The organism is Candidatus Rokuibacteriota bacterium (genome assembly GCA_016209385.1).
Taxonomy (GTDB): domain Bacteria; phylum Methylomirabilota; class Methylomirabilia; order Rokubacteriales; family CSP1-6; genus JACQWB01.
This window is the reverse complement of the sequence record JACQWB010000236.1, coordinates 1-16,635: the sequence shown is the minus strand read 5'-3', so window position 1 is coordinate 16,635 and position 16,635 is coordinate 1. Positions and strand designations below refer to the sequence as shown.

Annotated in this window: 15 protein-coding genes and 1 tRNA gene; 1 reads left to right on the top strand and 15 read right to left on the bottom strand. The window is 69.8% G+C overall.

What is annotated here, in order from left to right; all coding sequences use genetic code 11:
- The 14 genes from HY726_17675 to HY726_17610 all read right to left on the bottom strand — a co-directional run.
- Positions 1-142 (bottom strand): hypothetical protein (locus tag HY726_17675; protein ID MBI4610826.1); only part of this gene is annotated, 142 nt, incomplete at its 3' end.
- A 33-nt stretch (positions 143-175) separates the two neighbouring features.
- A complete protein-coding gene (locus tag HY726_17670) occupies positions 176-2,059 on the bottom strand; it encodes a DNA primase (protein ID MBI4610825.1) in 1,884 nt (627 codons plus the stop codon).
- Positions 2,060-2,180: 121 nt separating this feature from the next.
- Positions 2,181-4,496, bottom strand: coding sequence for an endonuclease MutS2 (locus tag HY726_17665; protein MBI4610824.1), 2,316 nt, complete (start codon positions 4,494-4,496; stop codon positions 2,181-2,183).
- Positions 4,497-4,581: 85 nt separating this feature from the next.
- Complete coding sequence (locus HY726_17660; protein ID MBI4610823.1) at positions 4,582-4,776, bottom strand: 30S ribosomal protein S21; 195 nt, start codon at positions 4,774-4,776, stop codon at positions 4,582-4,584.
- Between the two features lie 87 nt (positions 4,777-4,863).
- Positions 4,864-5,949 (bottom strand): redox-regulated ATPase YchF, encoded by a 1,086-nt coding sequence (ychF, locus tag HY726_17655; GenBank protein MBI4610822.1) that lies wholly within the window; start codon positions 5,947-5,949, stop codon positions 4,864-4,866.
- Between the two features lie 189 nt (positions 5,950-6,138).
- A complete protein-coding gene (locus HY726_17650; GenBank protein MBI4610821.1) occupies positions 6,139-8,094 on the bottom strand; it encodes a sodium-translocating pyrophosphatase in 1,956 nt (651 codons plus the stop codon).
- A gap of 11 nt (positions 8,095-8,105) precedes the next feature.
- Positions 8,106-8,678, bottom strand: coding sequence for an aminoacyl-tRNA hydrolase (locus HY726_17645; GenBank protein MBI4610820.1), 573 nt, complete (start codon positions 8,676-8,678; stop codon positions 8,106-8,108).
- Between the two features lie 3 nt (positions 8,679-8,681).
- On the bottom strand, positions 8,682-9,335 hold the full coding sequence (locus HY726_17640; protein ID MBI4610819.1) for a 50S ribosomal protein L25: 654 nt from the start codon (positions 9,333-9,335) through the stop codon (positions 8,682-8,684).
- 51 nt (positions 9,336-9,386) lie between these two features.
- Positions 9,387-10,325, bottom strand: a complete 939-nt coding sequence (locus HY726_17635) for a ribose-phosphate pyrophosphokinase (GenBank protein ID MBI4610818.1) — start codon at positions 10,323-10,325, stop codon at positions 9,387-9,389.
- A gap of 99 nt (positions 10,326-10,424) precedes the next feature.
- Positions 10,425-10,499 (bottom strand) — tRNA-Gln (locus HY726_17630).
- Between the two features lie 72 nt (positions 10,500-10,571).
- Positions 10,572-11,438, bottom strand: coding sequence for a 4-(cytidine 5'-diphospho)-2-C-methyl-D-erythritol kinase (gene ispE / locus HY726_17625; GenBank protein ID MBI4610817.1), 867 nt, complete (start codon positions 11,436-11,438; stop codon positions 10,572-10,574).
- A gap of 312 nt (positions 11,439-11,750) precedes the next feature.
- Entirely contained in the window at positions 11,751-12,518 is a 768-nt protein-coding gene (locus tag HY726_17620) for a hypothetical protein (GenBank protein MBI4610816.1), read from the bottom strand.
- Positions 12,493-14,232 (bottom strand): tetratricopeptide repeat protein, encoded by a 1,740-nt coding sequence (locus tag HY726_17615; protein MBI4610815.1) that lies wholly within the window; start codon positions 14,230-14,232, stop codon positions 12,493-12,495. Before HY726_17615 ends, HY726_17620 begins: the two co-directional genes overlap by 26 nt.
- Complete coding sequence (locus tag HY726_17610) at positions 14,229-14,714, bottom strand: DUF721 domain-containing protein (GenBank protein ID MBI4610814.1); 486 nt, start codon at positions 14,712-14,714, stop codon at positions 14,229-14,231. Before HY726_17610 ends, HY726_17615 begins: the two co-directional genes overlap by 4 nt.
- A 203-nt stretch (positions 14,715-14,917) precedes the next feature.
- Here HY726_17610 and rlmD point away from each other — a divergent pair, with 203 nt between their 5' ends.
- Positions 14,918-16,324, top strand: coding sequence for a 23S rRNA (uracil(1939)-C(5))-methyltransferase RlmD (gene rlmD, locus HY726_17605; protein MBI4610813.1), 1,407 nt, complete (start codon positions 14,918-14,920; stop codon positions 16,322-16,324).
- On the opposite strand, the gene HY726_17600 is transcribed toward rlmD, so the two are convergent.
- Positions 16,321-16,584 (bottom strand): translation elongation factor-like protein, encoded by a 264-nt coding sequence (locus HY726_17600; protein ID MBI4610812.1) that lies wholly within the window; start codon positions 16,582-16,584, stop codon positions 16,321-16,323. The genes rlmD and HY726_17600 overlap by 4 nt on opposite strands.
- Positions 16,585-16,635 lie beyond the last annotated feature (51 nt).

Below are 16,635 nucleotides of genomic sequence, written 5' to 3'. Positions count from 1 at the left end.
TCATCATGATGTCGTCGAGCTGATCGAGCGACACCATGTCCGACGGGAGCGCGTCGTTCACCTCGTCGTAGGTGAGGAACCCCTTCTGCTTGCCGATGGAGATCAGCCTGTCGATTTCGTCGATCTTCGGGTCGTCAGCCATCGGTTGGACTCCTCCTCGGAGGGCGCGGTGCCCTCATCGGTCAGCGCCCGGCGCGGGGCCGGTGCCGGCTAGCTCCCGCACCTCCTGCGCCCGGCGCACCAGCTCGCGGAGCTCGGCCTCGAGCTCGGTCACGGCCGGGTCACCGGTGGCCTGCGCGCGCGCGATCGCCTGCGTGACCTGGCGGATGCGTCGGAGGCGGTGGCGGATCTCGTAACGGGTCCGGTACTCGCGGACCAACCGAGCCGGATCGGGCCAACTCCGCTCTTCCACCAGGAGCGCCGCGAGAAGCTCCTGCTCCAGCGCTCCGTGGACTTCGGGCACCGTCGCCTCGGGTCGCTCCTTCAAGCCCCTGAGGAGCGCCTGGAGGCCCGGGTGGGACAGATCGTCGACCTCGAGGACCTGGAGCAGCTCGGCACGGGCTGCGGGGACCTGGAGCAGGAGCACCAGGAGGTCTCGCTCCGGCGCCGCGGGTGGCGGCCAGACGGCGGCCCCGGGCTGCCCCTGATCGCTGCTCGGCGCTCGCTCCCTCCCCGCGCGGGCGACTGCTTCGCCCGCTCCAGGCCTCGACTTGAGCGCGCCGTGGAGCCGCTGGACCTCGATCCAGAGCTGGGTCGGATCCACACCGAGCTTGAGCGCCGCCTCCCGCGCCAGCGTCGTGCCCTCCTGAGAGTCGCCTGCCTTGGACAGGATCAGCGCGATCCGGGCGAAGGCTGTCGCGCGGCCCCGCTGGGACGCGGTGTTTTCCTCCTCCAGCACCCGGTCAATCGCGTACGAGAGGAGGCTCCGAGCCTCGGTGATCTGCTGGTCGAAGCGGGCCCGCCCCTCGGCCCTCAGGAAGGAATCCGGGTCGTGGCCGGCGGGCAGGAGCGCGACCTTGAGTCGGGGCGCCCCTTCAGCGAAGCTGCCGGTCCGGTTCACGGCCCACGCGAGCGCGCGCTCAGACGGCGAGAGCAGTTCCTCGACACGTTCGGTCGCCTTGCGGCCGGCGAGGTCAGCGTCGAAGAAGGTGATCACTTCATCGCAATAGCGGCGGAGGAGGGCGAGCTGGGCGGCGGTGAAGGCGGTACCCAGGGCGGCGACAGTCTCGGTGAAGCCGTACTGGTGGGCGATCAGGCAGTCGAGATACCCCTCGACGAGAAGCGCCCGGTTCTTCTCCCTCAGGGCGCCCCGCGCGAGGTCCAGAGCGTAGAGGGTCTGCCCCTTGAAGAAGAGCGGGGTCTCGGGGGAGTTCAGGTATTTCGGCTCGTCGCTCCCCAGCGTCCGCCCGCCGAAGGCCACCGGGCGCCCCTGGGTGTCACGGATCGGGAAGATCAACCGCCCCCGGAAGCGATCGTAGAAGCCGCCGCCCGTCTGGCGTGGCACGGCGAGGCCCACCTGGGCCAGCAGCTCTTCGCTCACCCCCGAGTCCCGCATGAAGACCAGGAGATGGTCCCATCCTTCCGGGGCATAGCCGAGGCCGAAGCGCCGGGCGACTTCGGAGTCGATCCCGCGGGTGGCGACATACTGGCGGGCGCGCGCCCCCTCCGGACGATTCCAGAGGGCGTCAGCGTAGAACTGCGCAGCCACGGCGAGGGCGCGGTAGAGCGTCTCGCGCTGTCCCTCGGTCTCGGAGCGTCGCTCCTCGGGGAGCGCCACACCCGTCATCTTTCCCAGGGCCCGCACCGCCTCCGGGAACGAGAGGCGGTCCTGCCGCATCAGAAAGCCGAAGGCGTCGCCGCCCGCGCCGCAGCCGAAGCAGTGGAAGATCCCCTTCCTCGGGTTCACCATGAACGACGGGGTCTTCTCGGCGTGAAACGGGCAGAGGGCTTTCCAGTTCTCGCCCGCGCGCCGGAGGTTCACGAACTGGCCGATCAGATCCACCACGTCGACCCGGGATCGGATCTCGTCGATCAGCTGAGGCGGAAACCCGCCGGCCATCTCAGTACTCTCGGAGGGGGGCTCCGCCCCCCTTCCGAACCTCCCCCCTGTGTTGCGCGGGCCAAGCCCGCGCTCGAAACCGCCCCACGCTGGTTAACGCTCCTGAAGCCAGGGCAACCTCCTAGTCCACCTTGAGGGTGACGACGGTGGCGCCGCTCCCGCCCTCGTACTGCTCGCCCGGGCGAAAGCTTTCCACGAGAGGGTGAACCGCCAGGAGCTCGTGGACCGCCTTCCTGAGCGCGCCCGTCCCCTTGCCGTGGACCAGCCGCACCTCCGAGAGCCCGACCAGGAAGGCATCGTCCAGGTACTTCTCCACCACTGCCTGGGCTTCCTCCGCGGTCTTGCCGAGCAGGTGGAGCTCCGGAGGGATCCCCGACTTCGCTGGCGTGCTCACGCGGCTCGCTCGAATGCCAGTGGCCTCCGGTGTCGCGATCCGCTGACGCGTTCTGAGCGCTTCGAGCGGAACGCGGACCGTCACTGCCCCGGCCTGCACCGTCGCGGTTCCACCGGCCTGAGCGACGAGGGTGCCCTTGAGGCCGAGGTGGGGGACCTCGACGGGATCACCGACGCCAGGTGGAGTCCCTTCGGGATCAGGCTCGGAGACCTTGAGCGGCGCGGCGAGCCCAGTGATCCGCTTTCGGCTCGCCTCGAGGGTCCGGCGCGACCGCTCGCTGGTCCTGAGCCGCTCCCATTCGGCGCTGACAGCCTGACGGATCTCGGCGACGAGCCTGACCGCCTCGGCCTTGGCTCGCGAGAGCGTCTCCTGGGCCTTCGCGCGGGCCTGAACCAGCTCCTGCTGGGCCTGGGCGAGCAGCGCCGCGGCCTGGGTCCGTTCGCGTTCGATCGCCGCGGCCTGCTCCGCACTGGCGCGGGTCTGGCTGTCCAGGCGCGCGAGGAGGGCCTGGATGTTCTGGGCCTGGGTGGAGCGGAGGGCCTGGGCGCGCTCGATCATCGTGGGAGGGAGCCCGAGGCGGGCGCCGATGGTCAGGGCGTAGCTCTGTCCGGGTCGGCCGTAGGCGAGGCGGTAGGTGGGCGCGAGCCGCTCGGCGTCGAACTCCACCGAGGCGTTCTGCGCCGTCGGGTGGGTTGCGGCGAAGGCCTTGAGCGGCTCGAGGTGGGTCGTCGCCATGACCAGCGCCCCGTGGGATTCCAGCTCTTCCAGGATCGCCTGGGCCAGCGCCGCCCCCTCGTCGGGGTCAGTCCCCGCCCCCAGCTCGTCGAGGAGCACGAGCGCGCCTGCGTCTGCCTCCTCGAGGATCGTCCTGACCTCCTTCGCGAAGGCCGAGAACGTGGAGAGGTTCTCGGCTACGCTCTGCTCGTCGCCAACGACGGCGAAGAGCCGGGAGAAGACGGGAAGGCGGCTCCCCTCTCTCGCCGGAAGGTGCAACCCCGCCTGTGCCATCAGGACCGAGAGTCCCAGGCACTTGAGGGCCACGGTCTTCCCGCCGGCGTTGGGACCCGTCACGACCAGGAGGGGGCGTTCGGCCGAGAGCTCGAGGTCGACGGGGACGACCGGGCAGGACGGCTCCTGCCAGCTCCGCGCCAGGAGCAGCGGGTGGCGCACGCCCTGCAGCTCGAGGCGTCGGCCGGGGTCCAGCTCGGGTTCGGTCGCTTCCATCCGTTCGGCAAGCCGTGCGCGCGCCGCGATCAGGTCGAGCTCGGTGATCTCGGCCACGGCACCGCGCAGCTCGGCGAGGCAGGCCCGTACCTCGTCCGTCAGCGCCGCCAGGATCCGGAAGCTCTCCGCCTCTTCCTCGCGGAGGGTCTCCGTCAGCTCGTTGTTGGCCTCCACCACTGCCTCGGGTTCGACGAACCAGGTCGCCCCGGTCTGGGAGCGATCGTGAACCAGGCCGCGCACCCGCGCTCGGGCCTCAGCCCTGACGGGCAGAACATACCGGCCCCGACGCAGGGTGACGAACCGGTCCTGAAAGAGCGTGTCGGCCTCCGGGAGGGCGAAGAAGGCCTCCAGCCGTTTGACGATGTCCCGCCTGAGCTCCCGGATGGCCTGGCGGAGCTTCCGGAGGCGGGGGCTCGCATCGTCTTTGAGACCGCCGTCCTCGGTGAGCGACTGGACGAGGTGCTCCGCGAGCGCGGCGAAGTTGGGAAGCCGGGAAAAGCGCCGGCCGACGTCCGGAGCAAGGGCAGCCACGCGGTTCCCGTAGCCCCGGAGTCGCGCGACTCCCGCGAGGAAAGGGATGAAGGCAGCCAGCTCGCTGCCCTCGAGGGTGCTTCCCGGCTTCTCGGCCCGGTCGAGGACGGGCCGAAGGTCCGGCACCGTCCCCCAGGGCGGCGGCCCCGCATCGGCCACGGCCTGGCGGGCCTGCCGGGTGTCAGCGAGGGCCTGTCGAACAGCGGCAGGATCGGTCCGGGGCTCAAGCTCAAGGGCGTGCTCCTGCCCCATCGGCGTCGAGGTTTCCCGGGACAGAAGCCTGAGCACCCCGTCCCACTCGAGCCCTCGACCCGAGAGCCGGCCTTGGTAGTTCCCCTCCCCCCTCAGCTAGCACCTCCAGGGGTTGCCGCGCTCAGTCCGCGAATCGCTCCCGCCGCTTCGCCTTTTTTCGGGCCGCTAGGGCTTTGCGCTTGCGCTTGACGCTGGGCTTCTCGTAGTGCTGGCGCTTCTTGAACTCGGACAGGAGTCCGGCTTTCTCACACTGTTTCTTGAAGCGCTTGAGGGCGCTCTCGAAGGACTCGTCGGGCTCGACGATGACCTTGGTCAATGACTCCCCCCCTCTCACGCTGTCATAACCACCAACGATATATCATGCCTACGCTCCTGTCAAAAGATCGTCACCCCAAACTCGGGCTCACGGCGCGAAGCGAATCGTGAGGATGTCGCCCTCGCTGACCTGATACTCCCGCCCCTCGAGCCTTACCGCCCCGCGTTCCCTCAGCGCGGGCAGCGACGGGGTCTTGAGGAAGTCGTCCACCGTCATCACCTCGGCCCGGACGAACCCGCGCGCCATGTCCGAGTGGATCTTTCCCGCCGCCTCGAGCGCCGTCGCGCCCCGACGGAGGCTCCAGGCTCTCAGCTCCTTGCCGACGACGGTGTAGAAGGTGATGAGGCCGAGGAGCTGATAGCCGATCCTCACCAGGCGCTGGAGCGCCGGCTCAGACAGGCCCAGCTCGGTGCGGAAGGCCGCCTGGTCCTCGGGCGGCAGGAGAGCCAGCTCGCCCTCCAGCTTGCCGTCCACGGCGACGAGCGGGCAGTCGCCGGAGGCGGCCTCTAGCTCCTGTCCGAGGGCCCGGCTTCGGGGATCGTTTCGATCCACGTTGGCCGCGTAGGCGAGGGGCTTGGCGGTGAGGAGCCCCCAGCCCTTGAGGAGCTGGAGATCAGCGGCGCCCGGTCTCAGGGCCCGAACCGCCGCGCCACGGGCCAGCGTCTCCCGGCAGCGCTCCAGGAGCGCGACTTCGGCGCGTGCCGCCTTGGGATCGGCCCGGGCCGCCTTCCTCGCGTGCTCGAGCCGCCGCTCGACGACCTCGAGATCGGCCAGGAGGAGCTCGATGTTGACGACCTCGGCGTCGCGCCGCGGGTCGGGCTCTCCTGCTACGTGAGGAACGTGGCTAGCGACAAAGCAGCGGACGACGTGGATCAGGACATCCACGGCCCGGACGTGGGAGAGGAACTGGTTGCCGAGCCCCTCGCCCCGGCTCGCCCCCTTGACCAGCCCCGCGATGTCCACGACCTCAAGGGTGGCCGGAGTGACCTTGGCGGGATTGAGCACTCTGACGAGCGCCTGGAAGCGCGGGTCGGGAACGGGAACCGCACCCTTTTGGGGCTCGAGCGTCGAGAACGGGTAGGCTGCGATCAGCGTATCGATCCCGGTCAGGGCGGCGAAGAGCGTCGACTTCCCCGCGTTGGGGAGCCCGACGAGGCCGCAGCTGAAGCCCATCAACTTCCTCGGAGGGGGGCTACGCCCCCCTTCCGAACCTCCCCCCAGGATGGGTTGCGCCGGCCGGGTACCCACGGCGCAGCCGTGGGTGGGCGCTCGAACGCGCTTATTCCGACAGCCACGTAGGTTGCGCGGGCCAAGCCCGCGCTCGAACACGTGGCAGGCGGGCTGCCCGGGGGCATGCGTTCCTCAGCGGAACAGCGGGGCCAGGACCAGCGAGACGATCGACATCAGCTTGATCAGGATGTTCATGGAGGGGCCCGAGGTGTCCTTGAACGGGTCGCCGACGGTGTCGCCGACGACAGCGGCCTTGTGGGCGTCGGAGCCCTTTCCGCCCAGGTTTCCCGCCTCGATGTGCTTCTTGGCGTTATCCCACGCCCCGCCGCTGTTGGCCATCATGAGGGCGAGAAACACTCCCACGAGCGTGGCGCCCGCCAGGAGGCCGCCCAGGGCCTCCTTGCCGAAGACGGAACCGATCACCGGAGGGATGAGCACGGCCGACAACCCCGGGGCGATCATCTCCTTGAGGGCCGCGCCCGTCGCGATCTCCACGCACCGCGCCGTGTCGGCCTTGGCTCTTCCCTCCATGAGGCCCGGGATCTCGCGGAACTGACGCCGCACCTCTTGCACCATGCCGAAAGCGGCACGCCCCACCGCTTTCATCGTCAGCGCCGCGACGAGAAACGGGACGATCCCTCCCAGGAAGAGGCCCACGATGACCTTGGCGTCGGTCAGGTCGATGGTCTTGAGCCCCACGCTCTGCGTATAGGCGGAGAAGAGAGCCAGCGCGGTCAGCGCCGCCGAGCCGATGGCGAACCCCTTGCCGATGGCAGCGGTGGTGTTCCCGAGGGCGTCGAGCCGGTCGGTGATCCTGCGGGTCTCGGGGCCCAGGTGGGCCATCTCGGCGATCCCGCCCGCGTTGTCGGCGATCGGGCCGTAGGCGTCCACGCTCATCGTGATCCCGATCGTGGCGAGCATGCCGACGCCGGCCAGCGCGATCCCGTAGAGGCCGCTCGCCTGGTACGCGACGAGGATGGCGACGCAGATCGCGGCCACCGGAAGGGCGGTGGACTCCATCCCGACCGCGAGGCCCGAGATGATGTTGGTGGCGACGCCGGTCTGGCACGACTCGGCGATGCGCAGGACGGGCCTCCCCGACGTGTAGAGCTCGGTGAGGAACCCGATCGCGATGCCGGCCACGAGGCCCGCGAGCACCGCCCAGAAGGGGCCCCAGCCGACGCCGAAGCCCTTGACGATGAGCGCCGCCGCGACGACGAGGAGCACGGCGGCAGTGATCGTCGCGTAGCGGAGCGCCGCCTGGGGGTCCATCCGCTGGAGCCAGCCCATCGAGACCACGCCCACGGCCGAGGCGACCAGGCCAGCCATGACGATCACGATGGGCAGCGTCATCCATCGCGTCGGGTCGGGGAGCGTGGCGCCGATGGCGATGGCCGCCACGACCGAGCCCACGTACGATTCGAACAGGTCGGCTCCCATGCCGGCGACGTCTCCGACGTTGTCGCCGACGTTATCGGCGATCACGGCGGGGTTCCGCGGGTCGTCCTCCGGAATGCCGGCTTCGACCTTCCCGACCAGGTCGGCCCCCACGTCGGCCGACTTGGTGTAGATGCCGCCGCCGACGCGCGCGAACAGCGCGATCGAGGAGGCGCCCATCGCGAAGCCGTTGATCACCAACGGGTCCTGGAAGAGGAGGTAGTAGATCCCGAGGCCCAGGAGCCCGAGGCTCGCGATGGACAGCCCCATTACCGACCCCCCGTAGAAAGCCACCGAGAGCGCGCGGTCGCGTCCCCACTCCTTGGCCGCGTTGGCGGTCCGCACGTTGGCCTTCGTCGCGGCCTTCATGCCGAAGAAGCCGGCGAGCATGGAGCAGATCGCCCCCGAGACGAACGCGAGCGCGGTGTAGGGGCTGATCGCCAGCGCGAGGCCGACGGCGGCGACGACGATGAACCAGGCCAGGATCGAGTACTCCTTGCGGAGGAAGGCCATCGCGCCGGTATGGATCTGGGCGGAGATCTCGGCCATCGGGGCGGTGCCGTCGGGCTGACGCACGACGTAACGGTACATCACGAAGGCCATCGCGAGTCCCAGGAGACCGAACAGTGGGGAGAGCGGCACCCACGCCATCCCGATCCCTCCTATGTGTTCCGCGCCGCGCCGGAGTCCAGGAGCTTCAGCACGCGGTCAGCGGCTTCGGCGCAAGCCGACTCGATCAGCGGGAGCTCCTCCGCGGTGAAGCGGGCCAGCACGTGGTCCACCACCTCGTCCTTGGCGGAGGGCCGGCCGATCCCCACCTTCACCCGCCGCAGGGCCTCGGTGCCCAGGCGCTCGATGACCGACTGGACGCCCCGATGCCCGCCGGAGCTTCCCTTGAGACGCACGCGCACCTTGCCGACCGACAGGTCGATGTCATCGTACACGAGGATCAGGTCGGCGGGGGCCAGCGCGTAATCCCGATAGTGATGGATGAAGCGCCGGACGCACCCGCCGGACGCGTTCATGTAGCTCGCGGGCTTGAACAGCAAGAGCGGGTCGTCGCCGTACGTGCCGGCTGCGACCTGGCCGAGGCGTGGGTACGCGGAGAAGACGAATGGCTTTCGCTGAGCCCGAAGGAGGTCGGCAACCCGGTCCAGGACCAGGTGGCCGACGTTGTGGCGGGTGCCTCGGTACTTTGGCCCGGGATTCCCCAGCCCCACCACTGCCTGGGCCACAGCCTACTTCGGCTCCTCCTCCGGCTTCGGCTTCCGCTCGGTGTGGACCTCGGGCTCCGCAGGGGCCGGCGCCGGCGCCGGTGCCACGACTTCCTCGGCCATCGGCGGCGAAACGGTGGCCACCGCCTGGCCGGGATCGTTCAGGAGTCGGATGCCCGGCGGCGTCACCAGGCTGGCGATTGTCAAGACGTCGCCGATCCTGAGCGCCGAGACGTCGGCGTCAATCCGCTCCGGGATCAGGCCCGGGAGGCAGGAGACCTGCACCTCGCGGAGGATCAGCTGCAGGATGCCGCTCTGCTCCTTGACTCCCTCGGGTTCGCCCACCGCGTACACGGGGACGGTGACCGTGATGGCCCGGTCCATCGCGACCTCCTGGAGGTCCACGTGGAGCATTCCCTCGCTCACCGGGTCGAGCTGGAGGTCCCGGATGATGGCGGTGCGGGTCTCTCCGTCCTCGGCAAACCGGAGCTTCAGGAGCTGCGTAGCCCCGCCGTGGCCGTGAGTGGCCTGCTGGAGGTCTTTGGGGTTGACCGCGATCGGCACGGCGGGCCGGACGCCGTAGAGGACACCCGGGATCAGGCCCGTCCGCCGGAGGCGTTTGGCGACCTCCTTGCCGGTCCCCTCGCGCTTCTGAATCGTTACCTCGCGAAGTTCCATGAGATTCGACTCCCCTTGCCACTCCGAGGGGGCTGGCCCCCCTCCGAGGAACTAGACGAACAGCGTAGAGACCGACTCCTCGTCGTGAATCCGCCGGATGGCCTCGCTCAGCAGGCTCGCGACCGAGAGCACCGTGATCTTGGCGAGCCGCTTCTCCGGGCCCAGCGGGATCGAGTTCGTCACGATGACCTCTTCGAGGGGCGACCCCTCCAGCCGCGCGATGGCCGGGCCCGAGAGCACCGGGTGCACGCCGCAGGCGAGAATCCGGCGGGCGCCTTCGCGCTTGACCGCGTCCACGGCCTGGATGAGGGTCCCGCCCGTGTCGATCATGTCGTCGATGATGATGGCCTCGCGGCCCTTGACGTCGCCGATCAAGTGCATGAAGAGGGAGACGTTGGCGCCCTCGCGGCGCTTGTCGATGATCGCAAGCTGTGCCCTGAGGCGCTTGGCAATCGCCCGCGCGCGCTCCACGCCCCCCGCGTCGGGCGCGACGACGACGGGATCCTCGAGACCTCGCCGGCCCAGGTAGTCGATCAGCACCGGCGCGGCGAAGAGGTGATCCACCGGGATGTCGAAGAACCCCTGGATCTGGCCCGAGTGGAGGTCCAGGGCGAGGACGCGATGCGCGCCGGCGGCCGTCAGGAGGTCGGCGACGAGCTTCGCCGAGATGGGCACCCGCGGCTGGACCTTCCGGTCCTGGCGGGCATAGCCGTAGTAGGGGAGCACCGCCGTGATCCGCTGGGCGGAGGCCCGCTTCAGGGCGTCCAGCATCACCAGGAGCTCCATCAGGTTGTCGTTGACGGGAGGGCACGTCGGCTGGATCACGAACACATCCGTCCCCCGCACGTTCTCGTTGATCTGGACGAAGACCTCGCCGTCCGAGAACCGCGAGACGTCCGCGCCCGCCAGGGGGATGCCGAGTTGACGAGCGATCTCCTCAGCCAGGGGCCGGTTGGCGTTCCCGGTAAAGAGCTTCAGCTCGTATGCCATTGGCCTCGTCCTCCACCCGACCCTCGCCACCTAAAGTGACTCGGGTGCCCGCTAGGGTTGGCCGCCTTTGGCGGCCGCGCCTCGCCGACGCTTAAAGAATGGTTGGGGCGGGAGGATTCGAACCCCCGGATACGGGATCCAAAGTCCCGCGCCTTGCCGCTTGGCCACGCCCCAACGACCCTCGCTACGTGAAGTGACTCGGGTGCCCGCTAAGGTGAGCCGCCTTCGCCCACTTATCCGCCAGCCTCAGCCGCGCACGACGCGGATGGCCGGCCCCGAGATCGCGCGAACGGCCCAGCAGGACCACTTCCCCGTCGTCAGCCGATTCCGCATCTGCCTGGCGTGGTCGAACGAGCGGGCCACGCCTACCACGGTCGGGCCGCTTCCAGACATCACGGCCCCGAGCGCGCCGGCCCCCAGCAGCGCCGCCTTGATCCGGGCGAGCGCGGGGTAGATCGGCTCCACGACCGCCTCGAGGCTATTGTACAGGTGCGCCGCGGCCCGGGCCGCGCTCCGCGTTGCCAGGGCCCCGATCAGCTCCTTGGTCCGCGATCCATCCGTGGTCAGGTCTGGGGGAACCCGCCCGTACACCTCCCGCGTGGAGAGTGGGAAGTTGGGGTAGACCAGCACGAGGGAGAGCGCGGGGGCGGCAGGCAGCGGCTTGAGGATCTCCCCCCGGCCCGTCGCCAGCGCCCGCCCTCCCGTGAGGAAAAACGGAACGTCCATCCCGACCCGTGTCGCCAACTCGACGAGCCGTCGACTCGGCCACCGGAGCCCCCAAAGGCGGTTCAGGCCCCAGAGCGTCGCTGCAGCATCGCTGGAACCGCCGCCCAACCCGGCCGCGATCGGGATCCGCTTCTCCAGCGCGATCTGCGCGCCTTTGGGGATCCCGGCAACGGCCTGGAGTAGTCGAGCGCTCCTGACCACGAGGTTCCCGTCATCCGTCGGGATCCCGGGGTCGTTGGTTTTCAGCGACAGCGCGTCGGCTTCCTCGATGACCAGCCTGTCGGAGAGGTCCACGGCCTGGAGCAAGGTTACGAGCTCGTGGTAGCCGTCCTGCCGCTTGCCCAACACCTCGAGCGCCAGATTGACCTTGGCCGAGGCCCTGAGCACGAGCCGACGGCGGCTACTCGGGTCTCGCCTCGGTGTTATTGACCTGGGCCTCGCCTCGTCGCTGGCGCAGGCGATGAAGCTACCTGCGCCGAAGCGCCTCGGCTCGAACTACCACGCCTGCGGCTCCTCCGAACTCCCTCGGCTCGAACTTCCTTCTCTCGGGCCTCGCCTCGTGAGTGTCGTCGCCTGTCGCTCCTCCGAACTCGCTCGAGCGCGGGCTTCGCCCGCGCAAAGCTTCCCGGGGGGAGGAGTCGGAAGGGGGGCGGAGCCCCCCTCCGAGATCATCACGCTATCACGCCGCGATCCGGCGTGTCAACGGAAGTCCTGGATTTCGGTGTCTTCTCGGAGGGTGAGCGTGAAGAGTTCGGCGGGGAGGCCGACTCCCAGCTCGGGCTCGCGGTAGCGGATGGACACGGCCACAGGGCGGTCCAGGGCGGTCAGGGTCAAGGCGGCCGGCGGTTCGACCGGCCCGCCGCCGTCGTAGCGGAGGCGGAGCGGGCCTCGCGTCCCGCTCCACTCGACCTGGCGCACGACGAGGGTCTCGGGGTCGAGCCAGATTCGCTGGACTCCCCGCGGCCCGGACAGCTCCAGGGAGGCTCCCAGCCCGTCCGCCGGCAGCAGCGTCCCGCTCTGCGGGTCCTTCATCGGGAGAACGTGCCCGGCCAGGATTCCGACGAGCTCATCGGGGTCGAAGGCGAAGCCCAGCCAGCGCTCGACCGCGCGCGCGGACGGCGGTCCCACCAGGGCGCGGTTCTCGGTGACCCGGTAGAGGGTGAAGGCGTCGGCGCTCGCGACCAGGACCACGAAGGGCTGCCCCCACGGCGAGAGCGCTTCGAGGCGGAGCGAGGCCGGCGACTTGAGGAGGAGGACGCCCGAGAGGCGCTGGGAGCGCTCGCCCCGGCGGACGGTCATCTCGACCCGAGTCCGGAGATCCTGAAACTGCCGCCACCGGCGGTCGAGACCGTCGAGGAGACGGTGGACCTCGGGTGCCAGGGGCTCTGGCGGAGGAAGGCTGGCGCAGCCAGCCAGGAGGAGGGCGAAGACCGCGGGAAGGCTACGGCTCCACCTTCGAGCGCTCACCCTTGACCTTCAGGTGCTTCTCGCGGGTCTCCTGGAGCTTCTTCTTCACCGAGCCGTTGTCGGGGTCGAGCTGGAGGGACTTCTCCCATGCGGCGATCGCATCCTCGATGGAGCCGTTCTTGATGTAGGCATCGCCCAGGTGGTCGTAGATGACCGGGTCGTCCTTCGCGCGTTCGACGGCGCGCTTGAGCTCCAGCAGCGCCTCGGGGTAGCGCCCCTGCTGGTAGTAGGCCCACCCCAGGCTGTCGATGAAGTAGCCGTTCTCGGGCTCCAGCTCCAGGGCCTTGCTGATGAGCTGGATCGCTTCTTCGAGATTGATCCCTTTCTCGGCGTACATGTAGCCGACGTAGTTGTAGGCTTCGGCGTGCTTCGGATCCAGCTCGATGACGAGGCGGAAGGCCCGGATCGCGTCGTCGAAGCGCTTCTGCTTCTCGAGGACGACGCCAACCTGGAAGTGGAGGTCCCGGTGCTTGCCGTCGATGGACAGGCCTTCCTCGAGAATGCTCATGGCCCGGTCGTAGTCCTGGGCCCGGTAGTAGGCGGTCCCCAGGTAGAGGAAGAGCTCGGCCCGGCGGGGCTCGAGGTTGACGGCCTCCTGCAGCACCTTGATCGCCTCGCCGTAACGCTTGGCCCGGCCGTGCAGGAAGCCGAGCTGGACGCGCGCGTCGATCGAGCGCGGGTCGGCGCGGAGGATGCGTTCGAGCTCGGCCTGGGCCTCGGCGTCCTTTCCGGCCTCCATGTAGGCGGAAGCGAGGAAGTAGCGCGCCCGGAGGTTGCCGGGCTCCAGCGCGACGACGCGGCGGAAGGCCTCGACGGCCCTGTCGTACCGCTTCTGCTCGTAGTGCACGGCCCCGAGCTTCATCCAGATGCGCGGGTCGCGCGGGAGGAGGCTGGCGAGCGACTCCATCTCGTGCTGCGCCTCGTTCAACTTCCCCATGCGGATCAGGAGGTCGCCGAGGCGCTCGACCAGCGCCGGGTTGTCCGGGTTGGCCTGGATGGCCTGGCGGTAGACGTTGAGCGCCTCGTCGACCCGGTGGCGCGTCTCGTACACGTAGGCGAGGGCGGTCCACGCGCTGTCGTAGTCGGGGTCCAAGTCGATCGCCTGCCTCAACCAGGTGATCGCCTCGTCCCACGCCTCGGTCTCCATGGCGAGCCGACCGAGGAGGAAGTGGCCCTGGGTGTGCGTCGGCTGGACCTGGATGAGCCGGAGGAGCACCTCCCGGGCCTTCCCGTATGCTTTGAGCTCCACGTGGAGGCGGGCCAGAGTCAGGTAGGGCTCGGCCGCCTTCGGGTTGAGGCCCAGGACGTTCTCGAGTTCGGCGGTCGCCTCGGCGTAGCGCTTCTGACCGCGGTAGAGCTCGGCCAGGGCGAGGTGACCGGCCGGGTCGTTGGGCGCGATCTCCACCGCTTTCCGGGCCGCGTCGAGCGCCTCGCCGTGGGCGCCCGTGCGCGAGAGCCAGAAGCCGAGCTGGATCCAGAGCCCCGGGGCGTTGGGGTCCCGCGCGAGCGCTTCCTTCAGCTCGGCGACGGCCTCCTTCAGGCGGCCGGCCTGCGCGTGGAGCTGGGCGCGCATGTAGTGGAAGTAGGCGTCGGCCGCCGGAGGGGGATCTGCCGGACGGACGGCTGTCTTCGGGGTGACAGCGCCGGGCTCCAGGCTGGCGCACCCGGCTGCGATCAAGACGGCGATGGCGAGGAGCCCGACGGCCCGCGTCATGACATGCCCGTCCGGGGTCGCCTGGTGGTGCAGGTCTTCTCGAGGAGCCGACGGGCGGAGATCTGCAGCTCCGGGTCGGCGATGAGCGTGACGGCGGCGTCGATCATCTGCAGCTCCTCGGCTGTGGGCCGCCCCGTCGCTCGCGGGCTCCGCCGCGGCGCTGCGGCGGGCTCGGGGGACAGGGCCCCGAGGGAGAGCTTGAGGGCGCGGACCGTGCGCGGTCCGTAGCGTTGGCGAAGGCGCTCCAGGAGGTCGGCCTCGCGCAGGGCCAGCTCCTGGAGCCACGGCGAGTTGTCCACGGTGAGCTCGAGCGTCCGGTTCCTCAACTCCCCCGGCTGGCATCGCCGCGAGACGTCAGGTCCCATCAGGTGCGGCCACTCGCGGCGGATCCGGGCCTCGAGGAGGCGCTCCGCGACGGTCGGGAACGCCACATCCAGAAAGGCGCCGACACGGGCGGGAGTCCGCGAACCGATCTCGGCCATGACACCTCCATCATACGCGAGCCCGCGCGCTCTGGCCAGTCGGCGCGCCGCGAGTTTCGTTGACTTCGATCTCACGCGCAATTATGCTTGATCTGCGCGTTGGCCGGGCGCATCCGCTTCCTCGAGCGGCGCGCTCGCCCGCGTCCACGGTCTCCGTGGAAGCGAGTTCGTATCCCATCCGCGAGTCCGGATCCGGAGGGCCTGTGGCACGACTCAAGCGTGGCGATGTCCTCTCGCTGACCATCGACGACCTCGCGTTCGGCGGCGAGGGGGTCGGGCGGGCGAACGGCTACGTGGTCTTCGTACGCGGCGGCATTCCGGGTGATCGCCTCCGCGTTCGTCTCGTCCAGGCGCGCTCACGGTTCGGCCGCGGCGTGATCGAAGCCATCGAGGCGCCGTCCCCCGACCGGGTCGAGGCACCGTGTCCCTACTTCGGTCGGTGCGGCGGCTGCCGCCTCCAGCACACGGCCTACCCTGCCCAGCTCGCCTTCAAGGCCAGGCAGGTCGTCGAGTGCCTGGCACGGATCGGAGGGCTCTCAGAGGTCCCCGTGCGTCCGATCATCGGGGCGCCGGAGGTCTTCGGTTACCGGAACAAGATGGAGTTCACGGTGGTGCGGGGCGGCGAGGGGCGGAGCGGGGAGCCCGTCGTCGGGCTCCACGAGGCCGATCGCTACGACGTGGTGCTCGACATCGAGCGCTGCCTGCTCCAGTCGGAGACGATGAACCTCCTCCTCGCCGAGGCGCGGCGCGCCTTTCGCGAGCGGGGACTCAGCGTGTACGAGCAGGAGTCCGGCGACGGGCTGCTCCGCTTCCTCATGCTCCGCGAGGGGAAGCGCACCGGCGAGGCGATGGTGAACGTCGTGACCTCGGCGCCCCAGTTCTCGGACCTGGTCCCCCTCGCCGACCAGATCCGCCGGCGCGTGCCGCAGACGGCCAGCGTGGTCCTCAACGTGAACCCCAAGAAGGCCAGCGTAGCCGTGGGGGTGGAGTCGCACCTCCTCGCCGGCCGGGAGCACATCACGGAGTCTCTCGGCGGGCTCACCTTTCAGATCTCCGCCAACTCGTTCTTTCAGACCAACACGGTCCAGGCCGAGCGGCTCTTCAGCCTCGTCGAGGAATCCACGGCCCTGACCGGGAGCGAGACGGTGGTCGATCTCTATTCGGGCACGGGCGCGATCAGCCTGCTCCTCGCGCGTCGGTGCCGTTGGGTGTACGGGATCGAGGTGGCGCCGGCGGCCGTGGACGACGCGGTGCGGAACGCCGAGCTCAACGGGATCGCGAACTGCACCTTCCTGGCGGGAGAGGTCCGCTACGTGCTGCCGGACCTGATCGGGCAGGGCGTCAGGGCGTCGGTCGTCGTGGCTGACCCGCCGCGGGCGGGCTTCCATCCGCGCGCGCTGCGCGCGCTCCTGACCCTCGGGCCGGCGCGCATCGTCTACATCTCCTGCAATCCCTCCACCATGGCGCGGGACCTCGGCGAGCTCTGCCGGGGCGGCTACCGGGCCGACTGGGTGCAGCCGATCGACATGTTCCCGCACACGCCCCACATCGAGGCGGTCGCCCGGCTGGAGCGCCAGGAGGCCGGCGGCGTCCGGGCCGGTGGGGGTTAGCCCTCGCGCACGCGAAAGACCTGGTCGTGGAGACGGACGCGCTCGCGCACTTTGAGCGCCACCTCGCTTCCGCGCTGGGCCTGGTCCACGCTCTGGTGCTCGACCTGAAGCGACTCGACGGCCTGGCCGAAGTCCGTGGTGTGCCCGCGGATGCGGATCTGGTCGCCCACCCGTAGGTCTCCGCCGGTCAGGTGGATCGCCGCGACGCCGATTCTGCTGTAGTAACCCGTGACGGTGCCGACTTTCTCTTCGGAGGCCATGGCGCGCCCCTCCTCTCGGGCCTCGCCTCGGGGCTCTCCTCGCCTGCGGCT

What these genes read in the sequence shown, in the direction of transcription:
- HY726_17640 (MBI4610819.1), bottom strand. Translation starts at nt 9,335, where the DNA reads ATGGAACTTCGCGAGGTAACGATTCAGAAGCGCGAGGGGACCGGCAAG.
- HY726_17635 (MBI4610818.1), bottom strand. Translation starts at nt 10,325, where the DNA reads ATGGCATACGAGCTGAAGCTCTTTACCGGGAACGCCAACCGGCCCCTG.
- HY726_17650 (MBI4610821.1), bottom strand. Translation starts at nt 8,094, where the DNA reads ATGGCGTGGGTGCCGCTCTCCCCACTGTTCGGTCTCCTGGGACTCGCG.
- HY726_17615 (MBI4610815.1), bottom strand. Translation starts at nt 14,232, where the DNA reads ATGACGCGGGCCGTCGGGCTCCTCGCCATCGCCGTCTTGATCGCAGCC.
- ychF (MBI4610822.1), bottom strand. Translation starts at nt 5,949, where the DNA reads ATGGGCTTCAGCTGCGGCCTCGTCGGGCTCCCCAACGCGGGGAAGTCG.
- HY726_17670 (MBI4610825.1), bottom strand. Translation starts at nt 2,059, where the DNA reads ATGGCCGGCGGGTTTCCGCCTCAGCTGATCGACGAGATCCGATCCCGG.
- HY726_17610 (MBI4610814.1), bottom strand. Translation starts at nt 14,714, where the DNA reads ATGGCCGAGATCGGTTCGCGGACTCCCGCCCGTGTCGGCGCCTTTCTG.
- HY726_17600 (MBI4610812.1), bottom strand. Translation starts at nt 16,584, where the DNA reads ATGGCCTCCGAAGAGAAAGTCGGCACCGTCACGGGTTACTACAGCAGA.